General features: G+C 77.0%; 16 protein-coding genes and 1 riboswitch. Of the genes, 2 read left to right on the top strand and 14 right to left on the bottom strand.

From position 1 onward, the window contains the following. Positions 1-39: 39 nt before the first annotated feature. The 13 genes from cobA to A6A27_RS43260 all read right to left on the bottom strand — a co-directional run bounded on the left by cobA (position 40) and on the right by A6A27_RS43260 (position 16572). A complete protein-coding gene (gene cobA, locus A6A27_RS20585) occupies positions 40-1683 on the bottom strand; it encodes a uroporphyrinogen-III C-methyltransferase (protein WP_073836245.1) in 1644 nt (547 codons plus the stop codon). Then, positions 1680-2282: a precorrin-8X methylmutase gene (locus tag A6A27_RS20580; RefSeq protein ID WP_073836244.1), complete on the bottom strand. Its 603-nt coding sequence runs from the start codon at positions 2280-2282 to the stop codon at positions 1680-1682. Before A6A27_RS20580 ends, cobA begins: the two co-directional genes overlap by 4 nt. Next, positions 2279-2482, bottom strand: a complete 204-nt coding sequence (locus tag A6A27_RS20575) for an ATP-binding protein (protein WP_083672728.1) — start codon at positions 2480-2482, stop codon at positions 2279-2281. Before A6A27_RS20575 ends, A6A27_RS20580 begins: the two co-directional genes overlap by 4 nt. After that, entirely contained in the window at positions 2470-4158 is a 1689-nt protein-coding gene (gene cobJ / locus A6A27_RS20570; RefSeq protein ID WP_073836242.1) for a precorrin-3B C(17)-methyltransferase, read from the bottom strand. Before cobJ ends, A6A27_RS20575 begins: the two co-directional genes overlap by 13 nt. Continuing rightward, positions 4155-5429 carry a precorrin-6y C5,15-methyltransferase (decarboxylating) subunit CbiE gene (cbiE, locus tag A6A27_RS20565; protein WP_073836241.1) on the bottom strand — a complete coding sequence of 425 codons (1275 nt, stop codon included), beginning with the start codon at positions 5427-5429 and terminating at the stop codon, positions 4155-4157. The genes cobJ and cbiE overlap by 4 nt, the downstream gene beginning before the upstream one ends. Further along, positions 5417-6562 carry a cobalt-precorrin-5B (C(1))-methyltransferase gene (locus A6A27_RS20560; protein WP_073836240.1) on the bottom strand — a complete coding sequence of 382 codons (1146 nt, stop codon included), beginning with the start codon at positions 6560-6562 and terminating at the stop codon, positions 5417-5419. Before A6A27_RS20560 ends, cbiE begins: the two co-directional genes overlap by 13 nt. After that, a complete protein-coding gene (gene cobM / locus A6A27_RS20555; RefSeq protein WP_073836239.1) occupies positions 6559-7434 on the bottom strand; it encodes a precorrin-4 C(11)-methyltransferase in 876 nt (291 codons plus the stop codon). Before cobM ends, A6A27_RS20560 begins: the two co-directional genes overlap by 4 nt. Further along, positions 7431-8189 carry a precorrin-2 C(20)-methyltransferase gene (cobI, locus tag A6A27_RS20550; protein ID WP_073836238.1) on the bottom strand — a complete coding sequence of 253 codons (759 nt, stop codon included), beginning with the start codon at positions 8187-8189 and terminating at the stop codon, positions 7431-7433. The genes cobM and cobI overlap by 4 nt, the downstream gene beginning before the upstream one ends. Then, positions 8186-9562 carry a cobyrinate a,c-diamide synthase gene (locus tag A6A27_RS20545; protein ID WP_073836237.1) on the bottom strand — a complete coding sequence of 459 codons (1377 nt, stop codon included), beginning with the start codon at positions 9560-9562 and terminating at the stop codon, positions 8186-8188. The genes cobI and A6A27_RS20545 overlap by 4 nt, the downstream gene beginning before the upstream one ends. Beyond that, complete coding sequence (gene cobO / locus A6A27_RS20540) at positions 9556-10167, bottom strand: cob(I)yrinic acid a,c-diamide adenosyltransferase (RefSeq protein WP_073836236.1); 612 nt, start codon at positions 10165-10167, stop codon at positions 9556-9558. Before cobO ends, A6A27_RS20545 begins: the two co-directional genes overlap by 7 nt. Further along, positions 10167-12476 (bottom strand): VWA domain-containing protein, encoded by a 2310-nt coding sequence (locus A6A27_RS20535; protein WP_143194086.1) that lies wholly within the window; start codon positions 12474-12476, stop codon positions 10167-10169. Before A6A27_RS20535 ends, cobO begins: the two co-directional genes overlap by 1 nt. 55 nt (positions 12477-12531) lie before the next feature. Further along, a complete protein-coding gene (cobN, locus tag A6A27_RS20530; protein ID WP_073836235.1) occupies positions 12532-16206 on the bottom strand; it encodes a cobaltochelatase subunit CobN in 3675 nt (1224 codons plus the stop codon). A gap of 156 nt (positions 16207-16362) precedes the next feature. Further along, entirely contained in the window at positions 16363-16572 is a 210-nt protein-coding gene (locus A6A27_RS43260) for a hypothetical protein (RefSeq protein WP_143194085.1), read from the bottom strand. Between the two features lie 45 nt (positions 16573-16617). Then, a riboswitch (cobalamin riboswitch) is annotated at positions 16618-16747 on the bottom strand. Positions 16748-17056: 309 nt separating this feature from the next. Here A6A27_RS43260 and A6A27_RS20525 point away from each other — a divergent pair. Continuing rightward, complete coding sequence (locus A6A27_RS20525) at positions 17057-17779, top strand: MBL fold metallo-hydrolase (RefSeq protein ID WP_073836234.1); 723 nt, start codon at positions 17057-17059, stop codon at positions 17777-17779. Positions 17780-17833: 54 nt separating this feature from the next. After that, the gene (locus tag A6A27_RS20520; protein WP_073836233.1) at positions 17834-19432 is read left to right on the top strand and encodes a glycosyltransferase 87 family protein; all 1599 of its coding nucleotides are present in this window, start codon (positions 17834-17836) and stop codon (positions 19430-19432) included. Between the two features lie 16 nt (positions 19433-19448). On the opposite strand, the gene A6A27_RS20515 is transcribed toward A6A27_RS20520, so the two are convergent. Beyond that, on the bottom strand, positions 19449-19781 hold the full coding sequence (locus A6A27_RS20515; RefSeq protein WP_073836232.1) for a hypothetical protein: 333 nt from the start codon (positions 19779-19781) through the stop codon (positions 19449-19451). Between the last annotated feature and the right edge of the window lie 99 nt (positions 19782-19880).

Here is a 19880-nt window from a genome sequence, read left to right as displayed (position 1 = left end):
CCGGCCCGGACTACGGAACCGGGCCGGCCGGCCCGGCGATCAGCCGCGCAGGCCGACGACCGGACCGACGACGAACACCGCCGGCGGCGTGACGTCCACCCGCGCGGCGAGCCCGCCCACCTCGTCCAGCCGCAACGACCAGCTCCGCTGGCCGGGCTGCCCGGCGTCCCGGACCATCAGCACCGGGGTGTCCGGAGCCCGGCCGTGCTCGACCAGCACCGCCGCGATCTTCGCGATGTTCTCCACCGCCATGAGCAGCACCACCGTGCCCCGGGCGCGGGCCAGCGCCGCCCAGTCCACCAGGGAGTCCGGGTGCCCGGGCGGCAGGTGCCCGGAGACCACGGTGACGTCGTGCGCCACCCCGCGATGAGTCACCGGCACCCCGGCCAGGGCCGGAGCGGCGACCGCGCTGCTCACCCCGGGCACCAGCACGGTCTCCACCCCGGCTGCCGCGCAGGCCAGCACCTCCTCGTGACCGCGACCGAAGACGTACGGGTCGCCGCCCTTGAGGCGGACCACCCGCCTGCCGGCCCGGGCGTGCGCGATCAGCATGGCGTTGATGGTGTCCTGCGCCATCGCCGGCCCGCGCGGCACCTTGGCGGCGTCCACCACCAGCACGCCGGGACGCAGCCGGCGCACCAGCCCGGCCGGGGCGAGCCGGTCGGCCACCACCACGTCCGCGGCGTCGAGCAGCGCCTGCCCGCGTACGGTGATCAGGTCGTCGGGGCCGGGGCCGCCGCCCACGACGGCGACCTGGCCGGGCCGCAGCGCCGGCTCGTGCCGGTGGTCGCCGTGGTGGTGATGGTGGTGGTGGCCGGACCCGTCGGCCGGGTCGTCGGGGTGGTGGTGCGGGGTCTGCGGCCGGCCCACCTTGTCGACGAACCCGGGCAACGTCACCCGGTACGCGCAGGTGTCGCAGTTCATCCGGATGTCCCCGCGCAGCGCCTCGGCGTGCCGTTCCAGCACCAGGTCCGCGAGGGCGTCGCAGTCGCCGATCAGGTCGGCGACGCGCACGTCCAGCCCCGGGTGGTCGACGGCGAACTCCCGGGACCGCGCCGCGATCCGGTCCGGGAGCACCCCGGCGAAGAGGAAGTACGGGGCGACCACGATCCGGCGGGCGCCGAGCCGGCGCAGCCGTTCCAGCACGGCCGGCACGGACGGCTCGGCCAGCGAGATGAACCCCGGTTCGACGCCGGCGTAGCCGCGGCCCTCCCAGAGCAGCCGGGCCACCTTGGCGACCTCGGCGTTGGCGTCTGGATCGGTGGAGCCGCGGCCGATCAGGGCGATCCACGTGCCGGCCCGGTCGGCGCCGGCCAGCGCCGCGTCGATCCGCTCGGCCAGGGTGTCGTGCAGCAGCGGGTGCGGCCCGAGCGGCCGGCCGTACGCGTACCGCAGGCCGGGGTGGCGCCCTTTCTCCCGGGCCAGGGCGGCGGGGATGTCGCCCTTGCCGTGCCCGGCGGCGGCCAGCACCAGGGGCAGCGCGACCAGGTGCCGGTGTCCCCGGCCGGCCAACGCGCCGACCGCGTCGGTGAGCGGCGGGCGGGACAGCTCGATGAACCCGCCGTCGACGTCGTCGACCGTGCCCCGGCGGCGGATCCGGTCGACGAGCGCGGCGAACTGGGCGACACCGGCCGCACTGCGGGTGCCGTGCCCGACGATCAGCAGCGGGGTACGGTCGTTCACTCTTCCTCCAGGTACAGCAGGGCGTTGAGGGCGGCGGCGGCGACCGCCGAGCCGCCCTTCTCCCCCACGTTGGACACGGCGGGCAGGCCGCTGGCCCGCAGCGCCGCCTTGGACTCGGCAGCCCCGACGAACCCGACCGGCAGCCCGATCACCAGCGCCGGCGCAGCGGCCAGGTCGATCAGTTCCACCAGCGCGGTCGGGGCGCAGCCGACCACCCAGACCGCGCCGGGGCCGACGCGCTCGTACGCGATCCGCACCGCCGCCGCCGACCGGGTGAGGCCGGCGGTGCGGGCCAGGTCCGCGGCGGCCGGTTCGGCGACCGGGCAGACCGGGTCCCGCCCGGCCCGGGTGATCCCGGCGGCGACCATCCACACGTCGGTGACGATCGGCGCCCCGGCCCGCAGCGCGGCCAGCCCGGCGGCGAGCGTGTCCTCGGCGCAGACCAGATCGGTGACGTAGTCGAGGTCGGCGCTGGCGTGCACCGCCCGCTCGGTGACCGCCCGGGTCAGCGGCGGCAGGTGGGACAGGTCGACCCGCTCGCGCAGGATCCGGTAGGACTCCGCCTCGATCGGGTGCACCACCCTGGCGGTCAGGGTCATCGCTCTCCTCCAGGTCGGGGTTCGACGCGGATGGCGTCCACGGGACAGATCTCCAGGCACTCCAGGCAGCCGGTGCAGCGGTCGGTGACCCGCAGGCCGCCGGGGGTCGGGCGGATGGCGTGCACCGGGCAGGTGAGCAGGCAGGCGCCGCAGCCCTGGCAGGCGGCGACGGTCACCCGGGCCGGGGTCACTCCCGCCACCGGTAGCCCCGGGGCGTGACCATCCGGCCGGCGACCACCCGGGTCTGCGAGCTGCCGACGACGACCACGCTGTACATGTCGACCAGGGTGGGATCGAGGGTGGCGAGGGTGGCCAGGTGGACGCGTTCGCCGGGCCGGCTGGCGTGGCGTACCACGCCGACCGGGGTGTGCGGCGGGCGGTGCGCGGCGAACGCCTCGAGCGCGGCCCCGAGCTGCCAGTCCCGGGCCCGGCTGCGCGGGTTGTAGAGCACCGCCACGAAGTCCGCCTCGGCGGCGGCCGCCACCCGGCGGGCGATCACCGCCCACGGGGTGTGCAGATCGGACAGGCTCAGGTAGGCGTGGTCGTGCCCGAGCGGCGCGCCGAGCAGGGCGGACGCGGCGATTCCGGCGGTGACGCCGGGCACCCCGACCACGTCGATCCGGTGGTCGGCGTGGTCCAGGGCGGGGCTGGCCATCGCGTACACCCCGGCGTCGCCGGAGCCGACCAGGGCGACGGCGTGGCCGGCGGTGGCCTCGGCGACGGCGGTCCGGGCCCGCTGCTCCTCCGCCCCGAGGCCGCTGGCCAGCACCCGGGTGCCGGGGCGGAGCAGGTCGCGGATCTGGTCGACGTACTGGTCGAGGCCGACGACCACGGCGGCCCGGCGCAGCTCGGCGACCGCGCGCGGGGTGCGCAGGTCGGCCGCGCCGGGGCCGAGTCCGACGAGCGCGAGGCGGCCGCGCGGGGCGTGCCGGGCGATCGCGACGGTGGCCATCGCCGAGGCGGTCTTGGGCACCAGCAGGGTCCCGCCGCCGCGCAGCGCGGCGGCCTCCGCGACGCTCGGCGTGCCGACCGCGGCGCGGACCACCTCGCTGGGGTGCGGCACGTCGACCGCCGCCAGCTCCGCCGCCGGCCAGGTCGCCAGGGGTACGCCGTACGCCTCGGCGGTGGCCCGGATGCCCGCCTCGTCGGCCTTGACGTCCACGCTGGCCAGGCAGCGCAGGCTGGCCGCGCTCAGGCCGGCGTCGGCGAGGGCCCGGCGCAGCAGGCCGGTCACCTCGGCGGCCGCTACGCCCCGGCTGGACCCGATCCCGGCGACCAGGGACGGGGGCCGCAGCACCACGGTCCGCTCGTCGAGCGGGACGATCCGGTCGGTGACCAGGATCCGCCAGCCGCCCGCGCCGGTTCCCTCGTCGACGTGGACGTTGTCCGGCAGGGCGGGCAGCGGCCAGGTGGCGTCGGCGACCAGCCGGACCGGCGCGCCGTCGAGGAGCGCCCGGGACACCGCGGCCACCGCGCCCTCCACCGGCCAGCCGAGGGTGTCCAGCCCGGGCAGGCCGACCGCGTCGGTGGCGGTGGTGACCACCGGCCGGGCGTCCAGCAGCGCGCCGACCTCGGCGGCGAGCGCGTTGGCGCCGCCGGCGTGCCCGCCGAGCAGCGCCACGGCGTGCCGGGCCGCCTCGTCGACCACCACCACGGCCGGGTCGGTGCGCTTGTCGCCGAGCAGCGGGGCGAGGATCCGGACCACCGCGCCGGTGGCCAGGAACGCCACCACCGCGTCGCACTCCGCCCAGGCGGCCCGCAGCGCCTCGGCGGTGGTCTCCGCCTCGACGGGCCGGGCGTGCGGCCATGCGGCGGCGAGGGTGCCGGCGTGCCGGCGGCCGGCGGCGGTGGCCGCGACGAGTCCGATCGTGGTCATGGATTCCCCCAGGTGGACGGCGCTTCTCCGGTGAGCACGACGACCGGGTTGGTGGCGGCCAGGCGCAGCGAGCCGCCGGGCAGGTCGGCGAGGCGGGCGGCGGCGAGCTGGCTGCCCTCGACCGCGTATCCGGCGTCGCGCAGCAGGTGGACGGCCGGGGCGACCCGGTCGAGGGCGGCGAGGGTGGCCACCACCCGGGACGGGCGGCGGGCGGCCGCCGCGGCGAGCACGGCGGTGCCGCCCCCGCCGACGAAGACGGCGTCCGGGTCGGGCAGGCCGTCCAGGGCGGCCGGGGCGGCGCCGGCCACCACCCGGACGTCGACGCCGTGCCGGGCGGCGTTGGCCCGGATCGGCGCGTCCGGTTCCCGTTCGACGGCGATGACCGCTGCGCCGAGCAGGGCGCACTCGATGCCGACCGAGCCGCTGCCGGCGCCGACGTCCCAGACCAGCCGGCCGAGGCGGGGACGCAGCCGGGCCACCACGAGGGCCCGCACCTCCACCTTCGTGATCATGGAAGCGCGGTGGGCGTACGCCGACTCGGGCAGCGCCCATCCCTCGGCGGGCGGGGCCGCGGGCTGGTTGTCCGCGCGCCGCCCGCGCCCAGGGTCGGCGTCGGCTCGGGCGAGGCTGAGCACGACGTGCGGGTCGGCCCAGGTCGTGGCGGCGGCCTCCGCCGGGGTGGTCCAGGTGATTCGTTCGTCCGGGGTGCCGAGGTGCTCGGCCACGACCAGGCGGCGGGTCCAGCCGGCCAGCCCGGCGCCGATCTCGGCCGCCCCGGCGCCGGGGGCGGTGAGCACCGCGACGGCGGGCAGCGCCCGGCAGGCATTGAGCGCGGGTCGTAGGTCGCGTCCGTGCGCGCTGACCACGGCGGCGGCGTCCCAGGGCAGCCCGGCCCGGGCGAACGCGGCTGCGACGCTGGACACGGCGGGCCGCACGCGGACCGGGAGGCCGGCCGCCCGGAGCCGGCGGACGATGCCGAAGAACCCGGGATCGCCGCTGGCCAGCACGACGGCCGGGGTGCTGGCGGCGACGGCCGCGGCGAGCCGGCGCACCGCTGGTTCGAGCGGGCCGAGGGTGACGGTGGGGCAGCCGGGTGGCACCGGCGCGGCGGCCAGGTGCCGGGCCGCCCCGACGACCAGCCCGGCGTCGGCCAGCACGTCGGCGAGCCCGGGGTACGCCGGCCGGGCGGCGGCGTCGACGCCGACCACCGTGACGGCCGCCCCGCCGGGGACGGGCAGTGGCGAGGACACTCGGGCGGTCACGCGACCCACCGGCCTGAGGACGCGACCAGCCGGGCGCCGGCGAAGTCCACCATGGCCACGTCGACGGTGACGGCGTGGCCGGCGAAGCGGCGCAGCACCTGGCGGACCCGGCGACAGAGCAGGTCCCCGGCCGGCCCGAGCAGCCCGGCGCCCTCCCACAGCTCGTACGCGTGCCGTCCGGTGTTGGCCGCGGCGACCGCGGCGACCAGTTCGGCGTCGCCGTCGGCCTCGGCGGTGACCGCGCCGAGCAGCGACAGGTCCACCTTCGACCGGGTGTAGTGGGTCATCAGCACGCCCGCGGCGAGCTTGGCGAGCTTGCCCGCCATGCCGACGAAGACCACCCCGGTCATCCCGTCGCCGACGGCGGCGGTGACGGCCGCGCCGGTGAAGTCGCCGACCTCGACGAAGCACACCTCGGGCAGCTCCGGCAGCAGCGCCCGGGCGGCCCGCTCGGTCCGCCCACCGGTGCAGAGCACCACGGTCCGCTCCCCCTGGGCGGCCATCACGTGCACGGCCTGCACCACGCTGGCCCGCCAGGAGGCGGTGGAGAAGGGGCGGACGATCCCGGTGGTGCCGAGGATGGAGATGCCGCCGAGGATGCCGAGCCGCCGGTTGGTGGTCTTCCGGGCCATGATCTCGCCGCGCGGCACGCTGATCACCACGCGGACGCCGACCTCGGTCAGGTCGACCACCTCGGCGACGGCCAGGCCGATCATGCGGCGCGGGGTCTCGTTGATGGCCGGCCCGCCCACCGGCAGCCCCAGCCCGGGCCGGGTGACCGTGCCGACGCCAGGGCCGCCGTCGAGGCGCAGCCCGGGCTCGTCCCGCCAGGCGACGGTGGCGGTGAGCTCGGCGCCGTGGGTGACGTCCGGGTCGTCGCCGGCGTCCTTGACCACCACCGCCTCGGCCCGCCGCGCCGGCTCGACGTCGCAGCGGGCCACCGCGAAGCTGACCCGCCGGCCGGCGGGCAGGCCGATCTCCACCGTCCCCTGCGGCACGCCGGTGACCAGCGCGGTCAGCGCCGCCTTGGTCGCCGCGGTGGCGCACGCGCCGGTGGTCCAGCCGGTGCGCAGCGCGGTGGGCCGGACCTTCGCCGTACGCGGCAGGTCCGGCTCGCGCAGCGGCGGCTCGGCGTACGTCATCGACCGTCCCCGGCCGGGTCCCCGGCGGCGGGCAGGTTCTCGCCGGCGGCCGGGCCGGCGGCGCCCCCGGCGCGGGCGCGGCGGAGCGCCGCGCGGGCGGCAGGCTCCGCCCGGCGGAAGGCGTGGAAGTGGCCAGGGTGGTAGAGGTGCGAGCGGGTGCCGGTGGCGGCGAGCGCCGGCCCGACCAGGAACAGGGTGTGCTTCCACAGCTTGTGCGCCTTGACGGTCGCCTCCAGCTCGGCGAGGGTGCACCGGACCACCAGCTCGTCCGGCCAGGTCGCCTGGTACGCGACCACCACCGGGGTCTCCGGCGGGTAGCCACCGGCCAGCAGCTCGGCCTGCGCCTGCCCAGAGCGGGCGGCGGAGAGGAAGAGCGCCATGGTGGTGCCGTGCCGGGCGAACTCCCGGACCCGCTCCCCCGCCGGCATCGGCGTCTTGCCACCCTCCAGCCGGGTGAGGATCACCGACTGGGCCACCTCGGGGATGGTCAGCTCCCGGCCGACGAGGGCGGCGACGGCGGTGAACGAGGAGACCCCCGGGACGATCTCCACGGCCAGGCCGAGCGCCGCGCAAAGGTCGAGCTGCTCCTGCACGGCACCCCACAGCGCCGGGTCGCCGGAGTGGATCCGGGCCACAGTCAGCCCCTCGGCGGCGGCCCGCTGGTAGAGCGGCAGCACCCCCTCGATGGGTAGCTGCGAGGAGTCGACCAGCTCGGCGCCCGGGCGGGCGTGGGCGAGCACGTCGGCGTGGACCAGGCTGGCCGCCCAGATCACCACGTCGGCCGTACCGATTACCCGGGCGGCGCGCAGGGTGAGCAGGTCGGCGGCGCCGGGACCGGCCCCGACGAACCAGACCTTCCCGGTGGTGGTCACAGTTTTCCTCCCCGGCGGTCCCGGCGGGCCGGCACCAGCAGCGTCGACAGGTACGGCAGGTCGGCGGCGTCCGCGTCCACCGACCCGACCCGCTCGTCGGACATGCCGAGCGCACGGCCGAGCACGGCGTCGCCGAGCCGGCCCTGCCGGCGCAGCTCGTCGACGAGGTCGGGGTGGCGACGCCAGCCCTTGTAGACGACGACGGTGCCGGGGCCGGCGAGCGCGTCGGCGACCGGCGCGAGCCCGGCGGTAGCGGGCAGCAGGGTGAGCGGTTCCCGCCCCTCGCAGAGCGGGACGCCGGCGCGGGCGGCCAGCTCCTGCATGGCGGTGACCCCGGGCACGGTGCGCACCCGGACCGCCGGCCGCAGCGCGCGCACCCCGTCAGCGAGGTAGCCGAAGGTGGAGTAGACGTTCGGGTCGCCGATGGTGGCGAAGGCGAGCGCGCGGGCGCCGGCATCGACCGCGGCCAGCACCGCCCGCGCGGCGGCGTCCCAGGCCCGCTCCCGGCGCGCGGTCACCCCGCCCCGGTCGTCGAGCGCGAACGGCAGCCGGCGCAGCCGGTCCGCGGCCACGTGCACCCGGACCACCGTCTCGGCCCGGCCGCCGGGCGCGTCCGGGTCCGCGGCGTGCCGGTCCAGCACAGGTACGAGGACCACGTCGGCCTCGCGCAGCACCCGGACCGCCCGGAGGGTGAGCAGTTCCGGGTCGCCCGGGCCCACCCCGACCCCGGTCAGCGTGACGGTGTCGGCGCTCACCAGCTCGCCGCCTCGACCAGCCGGCGGGCCGCGTACGGGTGTCCGGCCCAGTGGGTGTGCAGGTAGGAGGCGTGCACCCGGCCGGCGACGAAGCCGTGGGCGGTGTCGTCCCAGCGCCAGGCCGGCCGGTCGCCGTGCCCCGGGTCGGTGACGGTGCGGTGGAACTCGTGTCCGCGTACCCGGTCGCCGGCGCGGTGCACCGGGGAGTCGGCGGCGGCCACGGCGTCGCGGTAGCCGAGAGTGAGCCGGCCGGTCATCCGGGCGGTGTGGCCGAGCCGCCCGCACATCGGCACCCCGTCCAGGGAGCGGCCGAGATAGAGCAGCCCGGCGCACTCGGCGACGATCGGACCGGCGAAGTCGGCCAGCTCGGCACGGAGCGCGGCGTTGCCGGCGAGGGCCTCGGCGTACACCTCGGGGAAGCCGCCGCCGACCACCACGGCGCGGGTGCCGGGCGGCAGGGCCGGGTCGCGCAGCGGGTCGACGATTGCCACATCCGCGCCGGCCGCAGTGAGCAGTTCGGTGGTCTCGGCGTAGGAGAAGGTGAAGGCCGCGCCGCCGGCGACCGCGACGACCGGGCAGGCCGTGCCGGCGGGCCCGGCCACGGCGGCGACCGGGTCCCAGGCCGGCTCGGTCAAGGGCGGTGCGGTACGCGCCAGGTCGAGCACGGCGTCGAGGTCCACCGTGGACGCGACCAGGTCGGCGAGCGCGGCCACCACGGCGACGGACTCGGGCGCGCGTTCGGCCACCGGCACCAGCCCGAGGTGGCGCGCCGGGGCGCTCACCTCGACGGCCCGGGTCACCGCCCCCAGCACCGGTACGCCCACCTCGGCGAGCGCGTCGCGCAGCAGCGTCTCGTGCCGGGGCGAGCCGACCCGGTTGAGGATCACCCCGCCGATCCGCACACCGGGGTCGAAGGCGCGCATGCCGAGCACGAGGGCGGCGGCGGACCGGCCCTGCGCGGTGGTGTCCAGGACCAGCAGCACCGGTGCCGCGATGAGCCGGGCGACGTGCGCGGTGGACGCGTATCCGCCGTGCCCCACCGCGCCGTCGTGCAGCCCCATCACTCCCTCCACGACGGCGACGTCGGCGGGGGTGGGGACGCTGGCGCCGTGGCGCAGCAGCGGGGCGACCCGCTCCGGCCCGACCAGCCAGGGGTCGAGGTTGCGGCCGGGGCGGCCGGCGGCGAGGGCGTGGTAGCCGGGGTCGATGTAGTCGGGGCCGACCTTGTGCGGGCTGACCGTCAGGCCCCGGCGGCGCAGCGCGGCGAGCAGCCCGGTGGCCACAGTGGTCTTGCCGTGCCCGCTGGCCGGGGCGGCGACGACCAGCCGGGGCAGCTCCCACGGGTCCGCCGGGCCGCGCGGCGGGCTCACCATTCGATGCCCTTCTGGCCCTTCTGGCCGGCGTCCATCGGGTGCTTGACCTTGGTCAGCTCGGCGACCAGGTCGGCCGCCTCGACCAGGCGCGGGTCGGCGTTGCGGCCGGTGATCACCACGTGCTGGAAGCCGGGCCGGTTGCGCAGCGTCTCGACCACCTCGTCGACGTCGACCCAGCCCCAGGTCATCGGGTAGGTGAACTCGTCGAGCACGTACAGGCCGTAGCGCTGCGCGGCCAGGTCGCGCTGGATCTGCCGCCAGCCCTCCCGGGCGTCGGCGGCGTGGTCGGCTGTCTCGCCGCGCTGGATCCAGGACCAGCCCTCGCCCATCTTGTGCCAGGTCACCGGGGCGCCCTGCCCGGTCCGCGCGTGCAGCTCGCCGAGGGCGCGGAAGGCGTTCTCCTCCCCCACCCGCCACTTGGCGCTCTTGACGAACTGGAACACGCCGATCGGCAGCCCGGCCGTCCAGGCCCGCAACGCCAGCCCGAAGGCGGCGGTCGACTTTCCCTTCATCTGTCCGGTGTGGACGATGACCAGTGGCCGGTGCCGCCGCTGCCGGGTGGTCAGCCCGTCCTCGGGCACGTGGGTCGGCTTCCCCTGCGGCATCAGGCGGCGCTCCTTGTCGGCGTGGTGGTGGCGACGGCGGCCAGGGAGTCGCTGGCCACCCGGTCGAGGGGGTGGTGCTGGGCCCGGAGCTGGGCGGCGAGGCGGCCGGCCAGGCCGAGGCGGACCGGGCCGGACTCGCAGTCGACGACGACGCAGGGGGCGCCGGTCGCGGCGAGCACCGCGGCCGCCCGGGCGGTCCGGTCGAGCGGCTGCGGTCCGGCGGTGGCCCGCCCGTCGGTGACGACCAGGACCAGAGGGCGCCGCTTCGGGTCGCGCAGCCGCTCCATTCGGAGCAGGTCGGCCGCCGCGAGCAGGCCCTCGGCGAGCGGGGTACGCCCGCCGGTGGGTAGCTCGGCCAGCCGGGTCGAGGCGGCGAGCACCGAGGAGGTGGCCGGGAGCAGGGTCTGCGCCCCGGTGCCCCGGAAGGCGACCACGGCCACCTTGTCCCGGCGCTGGTAGGCGTCGGTGAGCAGGGCGAGCACCGCCCCCTTGACGGCGCTCATCCGCTGCCGGGCGCCCATCGATCCGCTGGCGTCGACCACGAACAGGACGAGGTTCCCCTCGCGTCCCTCGCGGACCGCCTCGCGCAGGTCGTCCGGGTGCAGCCGCAGCGGGCCGCCGTGCCGGCCGCGGGCCGCCTGGTGCGGGGCGGCGGCCCGGACCGTGGCCGGCAGGTGCAGCGCGCCGGGCCGCCCGGCGGGCACCCGGGCGCCGGTGGTCCGGCCGCGTCCGGTACGGGCCCGGGAGCGCCGGCCGGGCACCCCCTCGCCCACGCCGGGCGCCGTGAGCAGCCGCGCCCGCAGCCCCCGATCGGGTACGGCCACCGGGCCGGGCCCGTCGACGCCGTCCGGCTCGCCCGGCCGGCCGGCGTGCCCGTCCCGCCGGACGCGCGGTCCGGCCCGGTCGGCGCCCTGGCCCGGGGTGTCCTCACCCGCCCGCCGATCGGCTTCGGAGTCCCCGCCGAATCCTTCGGCGTCGCCCGCTCGGCCGGGGCCCTCCGAGGCGGACGCGTCGCCGCCAGCGCCGCCCCAGCTGTCGCCGCCCGACTGGTCGAACGGGTCGTCGCGGCCGACCTCGCCGCGGCCGTCGTCGCCGGCCCGGCCGTTGACCGGCCACCGGCCGTCCCGGCCGGTCCGTCGCCCGTCATCCGGCGCACCCGGGTGCTCGCCCGAGCCCCGCCCGTCGGGCGCCCCGCCCTCGGCACCCCCGCCCAGGCCGCCGGCCGGGCCGCCGGGACCGCCGTCGGGGCGGGATCCGCCGCCCGGGCCGTCGTCGTCCGGGTCGTCGTCCGGGTGCTCGTCCCGGGCCCGGCGCAGCGCCTCGTCCAGGCGCTGCTCGTCCAGGCCCGGCGTGTCGAAGGGGTCCCGCCGGCGACGGTGCGGCAGGGCGAGCCGGGCGGCGACCCGGACGTCCTCGGCGGTCACCCGGTCCCGGCCCTGCCACGCCGCATGGGCGACCGCGGCCCGGGCGGTGACGATGTCGGCCCGCATGCCGTCCACGTCGAACGCGGCACAGACCTCGGCGATCTGCCGCAGCGCCGCGTCGGGCAGCGCCACGGCGGGCAGCCGGTGGCGGGCGGCCGCGACCCGGCGGGCCACCTCGGCGTCCGCGTCGGCCCAGCCGGCGGCGAAGCCGGCCGGATCGGCGTCGGCGGCGAGCCGGCGGCGGACCACCTCGACGCGTACGGCGGGGTCGCGGCTGGCGGCCACCTCGACGGTGAGCCCGAACCGGTCGAGCAGCTGCGGGCGCAGCTCACCCTCCTCCGGGTTCATGGTGCCGACCAGCAGGAACCGGGCGGCGTGGCTGACCGAGACACCCTCCCGCTCGACGTGGCAGCGACCCATGGCGGCGGCGTCGAGGAGCAGGTCGACCAGGTGGTCGTGCAACAGGTTGACCTCGTCGACATAGAGCACGCCGCGGTGCGCGGCGGCGAGCAGGCCGGGCTCGTAGGCGCGTACCCCCTCGGCGAGGGCGCGTTCCAGGTCGAGCGAGCCGACCACCCGGTCCTCGGCGGCGCCGACCGGCAGTTCGACCAGGCCGGCCGGGCGGCGCTCGACCGCCGACCCGGCCCGGTGCGGCCCGTCCGGGCAACCCGGGTCGGGCGCGGCCGGGTCGCAGGCGAAGCGGCAGCCCTCGACCCGGTCGACCGGCGGCAGCAGCGCGGCCAGGGCTCGCACCGCGGTGGACTTGGCGGTGCCCTTCTCACCCCGGACGAGCACCCCGCCGATGGCCGGGCTGACCGCGTTGAGCAGCAGCGCGAGGCGCATCTCGGCCATGCCCAGTACCGCACTGAACGGAAAGCTGGTCATTGCCGCTCCTTCGTTCGCGACTGCGGGGCTCGCAAACCCGGCTCACTCCTCGCGCTCACTGCCGCTCCTCCAGGTCGCCCTCGCTGGCCAGGTACGTCTCGTGCAGCCGGTCGAGAGTGGCCGGCTCGGGGGCGGCCCACAGCCCCCGATCGGCGGCCTCGAGCAGGCGTTCCGTGATGCCGCGCAGCGCCCACGGGTTGGACTCCGCCAGGAAGGCGCGCGTCGTGTCGTCGAACAGGTACGCGTCGGCGAGCCGCTCGTACATCCAGTCGTCGACGACCCCGGCGGTGGCGTCGTAGCCGAACAGGTAGTCGACGGTGGCGGCCAGCTCGAAGGCGCCCTTGTAGCCGTGCCGGCGCATCGCGGCGATCCAGCGCGGGTTGACCACCCGGGCCCGGAACACCCGGCGGGTCTCCTCGCCGAGCGTGCGGGTACGCACGTCGTGCGGCATGGCCGAGTCGCCGACGTACGCGGCCGGGGCCGTGCCGGTGAGGTGGCGGACCATCGCCACCATCCCGCCGTGGTACTGGAAGTAGTCGTCGGAGTCGACGATGTCGTGCTCGCGGGTGTCCTGGTTCTTCACCGCGACGGCGATCCGGGCGAAGGAACGTTCCATGTCGGCACGCGCCTCCCGCCCGTCCAGCCCGGCCCCGTACGCGTAGCCGCCCCAGACCGCGTACACCTCGGCGAGGTCGGCGTCGGTGCGCCAGTTTCGGGCGTCGATGAGCGGCAGCAGCCCCGCCCCGTACGCCCCGGGTTTCGAGCCGAAGACGCGGGCGGTGGCCCGCCGCTCGTCCCCGTGCTCGGCGACGTCCGCGGCCACGTGCGCCTGCACGTAGTTGTCCGCGGCCGGCTCGTCCAGCGCGGCGACACGCCGGACCGCGTCGTCGATCAGGGCGACGACGTGCGGGAAGGCGTCCCGGAAGAAGCCAGAGATGCGGACGGTGACGTCGATCCGCGGGCGGCCGAGTTCGGCGAGCGGCACCACCTCGACGCCGGTGACCCGGCGGGACCGGTCGTCCCATGTCGGACGGACACCGAGCAGTGCCAGCACCTCGGCGATGTCGTCACCCTGCGTCCGCATGGCGCTGGTCCCCCAGACGGTGAGCCCGACCGAGCGTGGGTACGCCCCGGTGTCGGCGCGGTGCCGGGCGAGCAGCGAGTCGGCGAGGGCCACCCCGACGTCCCAGGCGTTGCGGCTGGGGATGGCCTTCGGATCGACCGAGTAGAAGTTGCGGCCGGTGGGCAGCACGTTGACCAGTCCCCGGGTGGGTGAGCCGGACGGGCCGGGCGGGACGAACCGGCCGTCGAGCGCGCCGAGCACCCGGCCGATTTCGTCGGTGGTGCGGGCCAGCCGGGGCACCACCTCGCGGGCGGCGAAGCGCAGCACCTCGGCGGCGTCGGGCACCGCGGTGCCGACGACCTCCTCGACCACCGCGTCCGCCTGGGCGCCGTCCCAGCCGAGCGTCTCCATGCCGAGGACGAGCCGCCGGGCGAGGGCCTCGATCAGGTCGACGGCGTCGGCGGCCGTGGCGGCGGGGCCGTCGACCGCCTCGGTCAGCGCCACCGGCACGGTGATCCGCTCCCCGGGCGCGGCGAGCAGCGCCGCCTCGTCGAGGCCGACGTGGGCGGCGAGGGCCTGGCGCAGCCCCGGCAGGGCGCGGACACCGCCCCAGACCTGCGGGGCGCGCAGCACGGCGAGGACCAGGTTGACCCGCGCCTCGCCGGCCGGCGCCTCGGCCAGCACGTGCAGGCCGTCGCGGATCTGCACGTCCTTGACCTCGCAGAGGTACCCGTCCAGGTGCAGCACGAAATCGTCGAAGTCGTCCTCGGCGGGCATCTCCGCCTGGTGCAGGTCGTGGTGCAGCTGCGCGTCCCGCACCAGGTCCCAGATCTGCCGCTGGACCGTGGGCACCTTGGCCGGGTCGAGGGCCTGCACGGTGGCGTACTCGTCGAGAAGCTGTTCGAGCTTCGCCAGCTCGCCGTACGTCTCGGCGCGGGCCATCGGCGGGACGAGGTGGTCCACGACGACGGCGTGCGCACGGCGTTTGGCCTGCGTTCCCTCGCCGGGGTCGTTGACGATGAACGGGTAGACCAGCGGCAGGTCGCCGAGCACCGCGTCGGGGGCGCAGTCGGCGGCCAGCCCGAGTCCCTTGCCGGGCAGCCATTCCAGGGTGCCGTGCTTGCCGAGGTGGACCACGGCGTCCGCGCCGAAGCCGTCGTCGGCGACCGGCGCGGCCAGCCACCGGTACGCGGCCAGGTAGTGGTGGCTGGGCGGCAGGTCCGGGTCGTGGTAGATGGCGACCGGGTTCTCCCCGAAGCCGCGGGGCGGCTGGATCAGCAGCACCACGTTGCCGAAGCGCAGCCCGGCGAGGACGATGTCGCCGCCGTCGGTGTAGAGCTGCCCCGGCGGCTCGCCCCAGTGGTCCCGCAGCCGCGCGCGCAGCTCCGCCGGGAGCGCGCCGAACCAACGCCGGTACGTCTCCCCCGGCACCCGGGCCTCGGCGGCGGCGAGTTGCTCCGGGGTGAGCCACTCGACGTCGTGCCCGCCGGCGGCGATCAGGGCGTGGATCAGCGCGTCCCCGTCGTCCGGCAGTGGCCCGGCACCGAGGTCGTAGCCGGCGTCGGCGAGGGCGGCGAGCAGGCGTACCGCCGAGGCCGGGGTGTCCAGGCCGACCGCGTTGCCGACCCGCGAGTGCTTGGTCGGGTAGGAGCTGAGCACGATCGCCAGCCGCTTGTCGGCGTTCGGCACGTGCCGCAGCCGGGCCTGGCGGACGGCGATGCCGGCGACCCGGGCGGCCCGCTCCGGGTCGGGCTCGTAGACCGAGAGCCCGTCGGCGTCGATCCGCTTGAACGAGAACGGCACCGTGACGATCCGGCCGTCGAACTCGGGGATGGCCACCTGCATGGCCGCGTCCAGCGGGGAGAGCCCGGCGTCGCTGGCCGCCCACCGGTCGCGGGTGCTGGTCAGGCAGAGGGCCTGGATGACCGGGACGTCCAGGGCGGCGAGCGCGCCGACGTCCCAGGCGTCCTCGTCGCCCCCACCGGACGCGTCCGCGGCGACAGTGCCGCCGGCCGCCAGCACCGTCACCACGAGGACGTCGCAGCGGGCGAAGAGGCCCGTCGGTCCGTCGCCGGGGGTGAGCCCGCGCAGCGAGCCGCAGAAGATCGGCAGCGGACGCCCGCCGGCCGTGGTGACCGCGTCGGCCAGGGTCTCGACGAACGCGGTGTTCCCGGCCAGGGCGTGTGCCCGGTAGAAGACGATCCCGACCGTGGGCCGCCCGTCCCCGGCCGACGCCGGGTCGGGGCCGAGGATGCCGTACGGCGGGGTGGGCGCGGGCGGGGCGAAGCCCTCCCCGGTGAGCAGGACGGTGTCGGAGAGGAACCGGGCCAGCTCGGCGAGGTTGTCCGGGCCGCCCTCCACCAGGTAGGCGAGGGACTCGGCCGCCACCCCGGCGGCCACCGTGGACGCCGCCATCAGCTCCGCGTCGGGCAGCGCCTCACCGCCGAGCACCACGGTCGGCACGCCGGAGGCGAGCACCGCGGCCAGGCCGTCCGGCCACGCCTGCCGGCCGCCAAGCAGGCGCACGACGGCCAGGTCGACGCCGTCGAGCAGCGCCGGCACCGCGTCGACGGCGAGCCGCGCGGGGTTGGCCAGCCGGTAGTCGGCGTCGCTGGCGCGGGCGGCGAGCAGGTCGGTGTCGGCGGTGGACAGCAGCAGGATGCGCACGGACGGCTCCGGAGCGTGACGCCCGGCGGCACGGCAGGGCCGGCGGCGGGCGGGGGTGGGCGCGGGTTCAGCGGGTACGCGGGTCCGGGCGGGCGGCTCACCGACGGCGGGCCGGCAGGGACGCCCGGCCGGGCGCGAAACCCGGCGGGGCGGAACTCAGCGGCGGACGGCGCGACCCCGCCCGGCGGCGGGTTCGAGGACGGCGCGAGCGACTCCGGCGACGCCCGGACGGGCGGCGGCGCGGCGAACGGTCGGGTGCGCGGGACCGCGCGCTGCCCGCGGTGCGGCGGGGCGAGCGGTCAGCGGCACGTCGGTGCGCGCCGGCCGGATACGACGATCACCGTCGATGGCGGAAAGGCCGTGCATCGGGTCCTCCTCGGGTGTCCACGCCCTGGGGCTCTCCGACGGCCGAAGTATCCTGGCTCCCGGATCGACGCTCTCCCCCGGCCTTCCAACCGCGCACGCACGGCCGTGACTCACGAGGGGGGATCGCTCCCCGGTGACAGTGGCGGGACCGCGCCGGATTCACACCGGCTTCCTTCACTGCCGTCTGGCCGCGAATGCTGCCACAGCCTCCGGCCCCGGGTCAACGGCAGGTCGGCGGCGCCACCGCGGCCACGACCGATGGACTCTGATCGATCAGATGGATCGGCGAACAGTGCCGCTCGCAATGACGCACACCGATCGGTAGGTCGGTTTAACCCGCCGCCCGGCACCTTAACCAACACCGTTCCGTCGGACGGCGCGGCACGGTTCGGAAACCACGTCCGTGCTGGCGGGGCGGTCTGGGACGCGTCGGGCCGATAGCATCGCGATCGACTACGGACCGCACTTCCGCCCGGCGAGAGGAATGGCCGCCATCGACACCGTCACGCCCCGACAGTTGGCCGGCCGGGTCTGGTTGTTCCCCGGCGACCCGGACCCGTACGCGGTCCGCCCGACCGTCGCCGTCGTCGCCGACGAGCGCGGAAGTGTGATCGTCGACGCGGGGCAGAGCCCGGCCCATGCCCGCGAGGTCCAGGCCGGACTGCGCGCGGCCGGACTGCCGGCTCCCCGCTGGCTGGTCTACACGCACTGTCACTGGGACCACGTCTGGGGCGCCTGCGCCTGGCCGGGGGTGGAGATCGTCGGGCACGAGGCCGGCGTCGCGCCTCTGCGCGCCGAGGCGGCCCGGCCGTGGAGCCACCGCTACCTGCGCGATCAGGTACGCGAGAACCCCCGGCTCGGGCACAGCTTCCGGGCCCGGGCCCTCACCATGGACTCCTGGGACGGTTTCACGGTTCTCCCGCCGACCCGCACCTTCACCAACGACCTGACCCTGCCCACCGGGGTCGTGGTCCGGCACGTGGGCGGCCGGCACGCCCCGGACTCGTCGGTGGTGCTGGTGCCGGACTCGGGGGTGCTGCTGCTCGGCGACTGCTGGTACCCGCCGCCGGCCCACCTGCGTGCCCCGGGGGACAGGCCCGACCTGGCGATGGCGCGCGGCCTGCTCACCGACGACGTCGAGTGGTACGTCTCCGCCCACGACGAGCCGGTACGGCTGGCAGAGGCGCGGGCCGCGCTGGCCGGCTGACGGCAGCGCCCGAAGGGGGCCCCGCGACGCAGCGGCCCGTCCTATCCTCGGTCGATGCGGGACCGCCGGGTGCTTCTGCTGTGGACCGGGTTCGCGTTGGCCGCCGTGGTCTCCGTCGGGCTGGTGGCACGACGCCCCGACCACCTCTCCGACCTGCACATCTACTACGGGGCGCTGACCGACCTGCGGGCCGGGCGGCCGCTGTACGGGTATGTCGCGAAGAACGGGGGTCCGTTCACCTATCCCCCGTTCGCGGCGCTCGTGCTGGCGCCGATCACCGTGCTCCCGGAGCCCGCGCTGGGCGTGCTCTGGCTGCTGCTGACGGTCGTGGCCGTGGTCGCCATCGCCGTACCGGTCGGTGGGGTGCTGGCGCCCGAGCGGTCCCGACGGCCGCTGGCCGTGGCCGCGGTCGCCACGGCGCTGATGCTCTCCGCGCCGGTGCAGAGCAACCTGCGCTTCGGCCAGGTGAGCATCTTCATCGTGCTGCTGGCCCTGCTGGACGGCATGGGGGTGGTTCCGCCCCGCTGGCGCGGGGTGCTGGTCGGGTTGACCGCGGCGATCAAGCTGACGCCGCTGCTCTTCGTGGCGTACTTCCTGGTCAGTGGCCGCTACCGGGACGCCGGTCGGGCGGCGGCTGCGTTCCTGGTGGCGGCGGGGGTCGCCGCGGCGGTGTTGCCGGCGGAGAGCTGGACCTACTGGACCGGGACGGTGCTGCAGACCTCCCGGATCGGCGACCTCGCGTCGCTGGGCAACCAGTCGCTGCACGGGATGCTGCTCCGCGTCGGCGTCGCCCCGGCCACCCTGCCGCTGCTCTGGGCCGCGCTGGTGGGCGTCATCTGCGCGGTGGCGCTGCTGCGGGCCCGGCAGCTCACCGGGCTCCGCCGGCCGGGGCACGCCGCCGTGCTGGTCGGCTGCGCCACCGTGGCCGCCTCCCCGGTGTCCTGGACCCACCACCAGATCTGGCCGGTGCTGGCCGCCATGCTGCTGGTCGGCGCGTCCGGGGTGGCCCGCCGGATGGCCGGCGCCGCCCTGCTGGTGGCCATGGTGGTATCCCTCGGCGCGGCGCTGGGCCCGGTGTCCGCCCGGCCCGGCGTGCAGTTCCTACTGGAGAACGCCCGGGCGCTCGGCGTCGGCGCGCTCTGCCTCGTCGGGTTCGGCGGCGTCGCGGTCACCGCCACCCGGGCACACCGCCGGGCCACCGCCCGCCGGGCCTGGCTACGGGTGGGCGTGGCCGCCGCCGCGACGCTGGCGTTCTTCGCCGTGCAGCCGCTCCCGGCCGGCGCGGACCCCACGTTCAAGGCGTACGCCCTCGACGACGTGGCGAACCCCCGATACTTCTTCGTCTGCCGTGGGGCCGCCGAGTGCGACGCGTACGGCGGGGACGCGGCGGTCTCCTTCGGCACGGCCGTCGAGCCGACGAAGGTCCGGGTCAACGGGGTGGTCTCCGGGCAGGTGGCCCGGTTGGCCTACTACTCGGCGCCGGGCGGGGCACCCCGGGCCATCCCATTGCTCGACGCCTACCCAGGGTCCCGGATCTTCTCGTTCCGCGCCGCGACCATGACGCACGGCCGGCTGGTCGCGTACGCGGCCGACGGCCGCCCGATCGCCACCTACGACGACGAGCTGGCGGCGGCGTTCCGCGCGCACCGCTGACCCCCGCCGGCGGCGGTCAGCGGGCCCGGCGCTCCGGATGGGCCCGGTTCCAGGCCCGCATCCGCTCGGGGTAGCCGGTGCGGGCCGCCTCGTACAGCGGGATCGCGTGCCGCTGGGCGATCTTCCCAGCGGCACGGGGCGAGCCGGTGCGGCGGCGGATCCACTCGCCGTCGTACGCGATGGCGACCACGGTGGTGTCGGTGGCGGTGGTCTCCGGCTCCAGGTAGAACTCCACCCCGCGGCGGCTGGTCACGAAGGCCTCCAGCGCGGCCAGGTCCTCCGCGGTGGCCTCACGGTCGAGCTTGGTCGGGGTCGTCCGGTCGGCGCCCCGTCGGCTGAACCAGCCCATGCCCGCCTCCTCTCCTCGGCGTCGCTCCCAGTGCAGCAACATCACCTGGCAGGTGGCTGGGAGCGCCGTGGGAGTCCGCTGACCGGCCGTGGTCACCCG

Origin of the sequence: Micromonospora sp. CB01531, from assembly GCF_001905095.1 — a bacterium.
Taxonomy (GTDB): Bacteria; Actinomycetota; Actinomycetes; order Mycobacteriales; family Micromonosporaceae; genus Micromonospora.
This window is presented reverse-complemented; position numbering and strand designations above follow the sequence as displayed.

What these genes read in the sequence shown, in the direction of transcription:
- A6A27_RS20515 (WP_073836232.1), bottom strand. Translation starts at nt 19,781, where the DNA reads ATGGGCTGGTTCAGCCGACGGGGCGCCGACCGGACGACCCCGACCAAG.
- A6A27_RS20520 (WP_073836233.1), top strand. Translation starts at nt 17,834, where the DNA reads ATGCGGGACCGCCGGGTGCTTCTGCTGTGGACCGGGTTCGCGTTGGCC.
- A6A27_RS43260 (WP_143194085.1), bottom strand. Translation starts at nt 16,572, where the DNA reads ATGCACGGCCTTTCCGCCATCGACGGTGATCGTCGTATCCGGCCGGCG.
- A6A27_RS20545 (WP_073836237.1), bottom strand. Translation starts at nt 9,562, where the DNA reads ATGGTGAGCCCGCCGCGCGGCCCGGCGGACCCGTGGGAGCTGCCCCGG.
- A6A27_RS20525 (WP_073836234.1), top strand. Translation starts at nt 17,057, where the DNA reads ATGGCCGCCATCGACACCGTCACGCCCCGACAGTTGGCCGGCCGGGTC.
- A6A27_RS20560 (WP_073836240.1), bottom strand. Translation starts at nt 6,562, where the DNA reads ATGACGTACGCCGAGCCGCCGCTGCGCGAGCCGGACCTGCCGCGTACG.
- cobJ (WP_073836242.1), bottom strand. Translation starts at nt 4,158, where the DNA reads ATGACCACGATCGGACTCGTCGCGGCCACCGCCGCCGGCCGCCGGCAC.
- A6A27_RS20580 (WP_073836244.1), bottom strand. Translation starts at nt 2,282, where the DNA reads ATGACCCTGACCGCCAGGGTGGTGCACCCGATCGAGGCGGAGTCCTAC.
- cobO (WP_073836236.1), bottom strand. Translation starts at nt 10,167, where the DNA reads ATGCCGCAGGGGAAGCCGACCCACGTGCCCGAGGACGGGCTGACCACC.
- A6A27_RS20535 (WP_143194086.1), bottom strand. Translation starts at nt 12,476, where the DNA reads ATGACCAGCTTTCCGTTCAGTGCGGTACTGGGCATGGCCGAGATGCGC.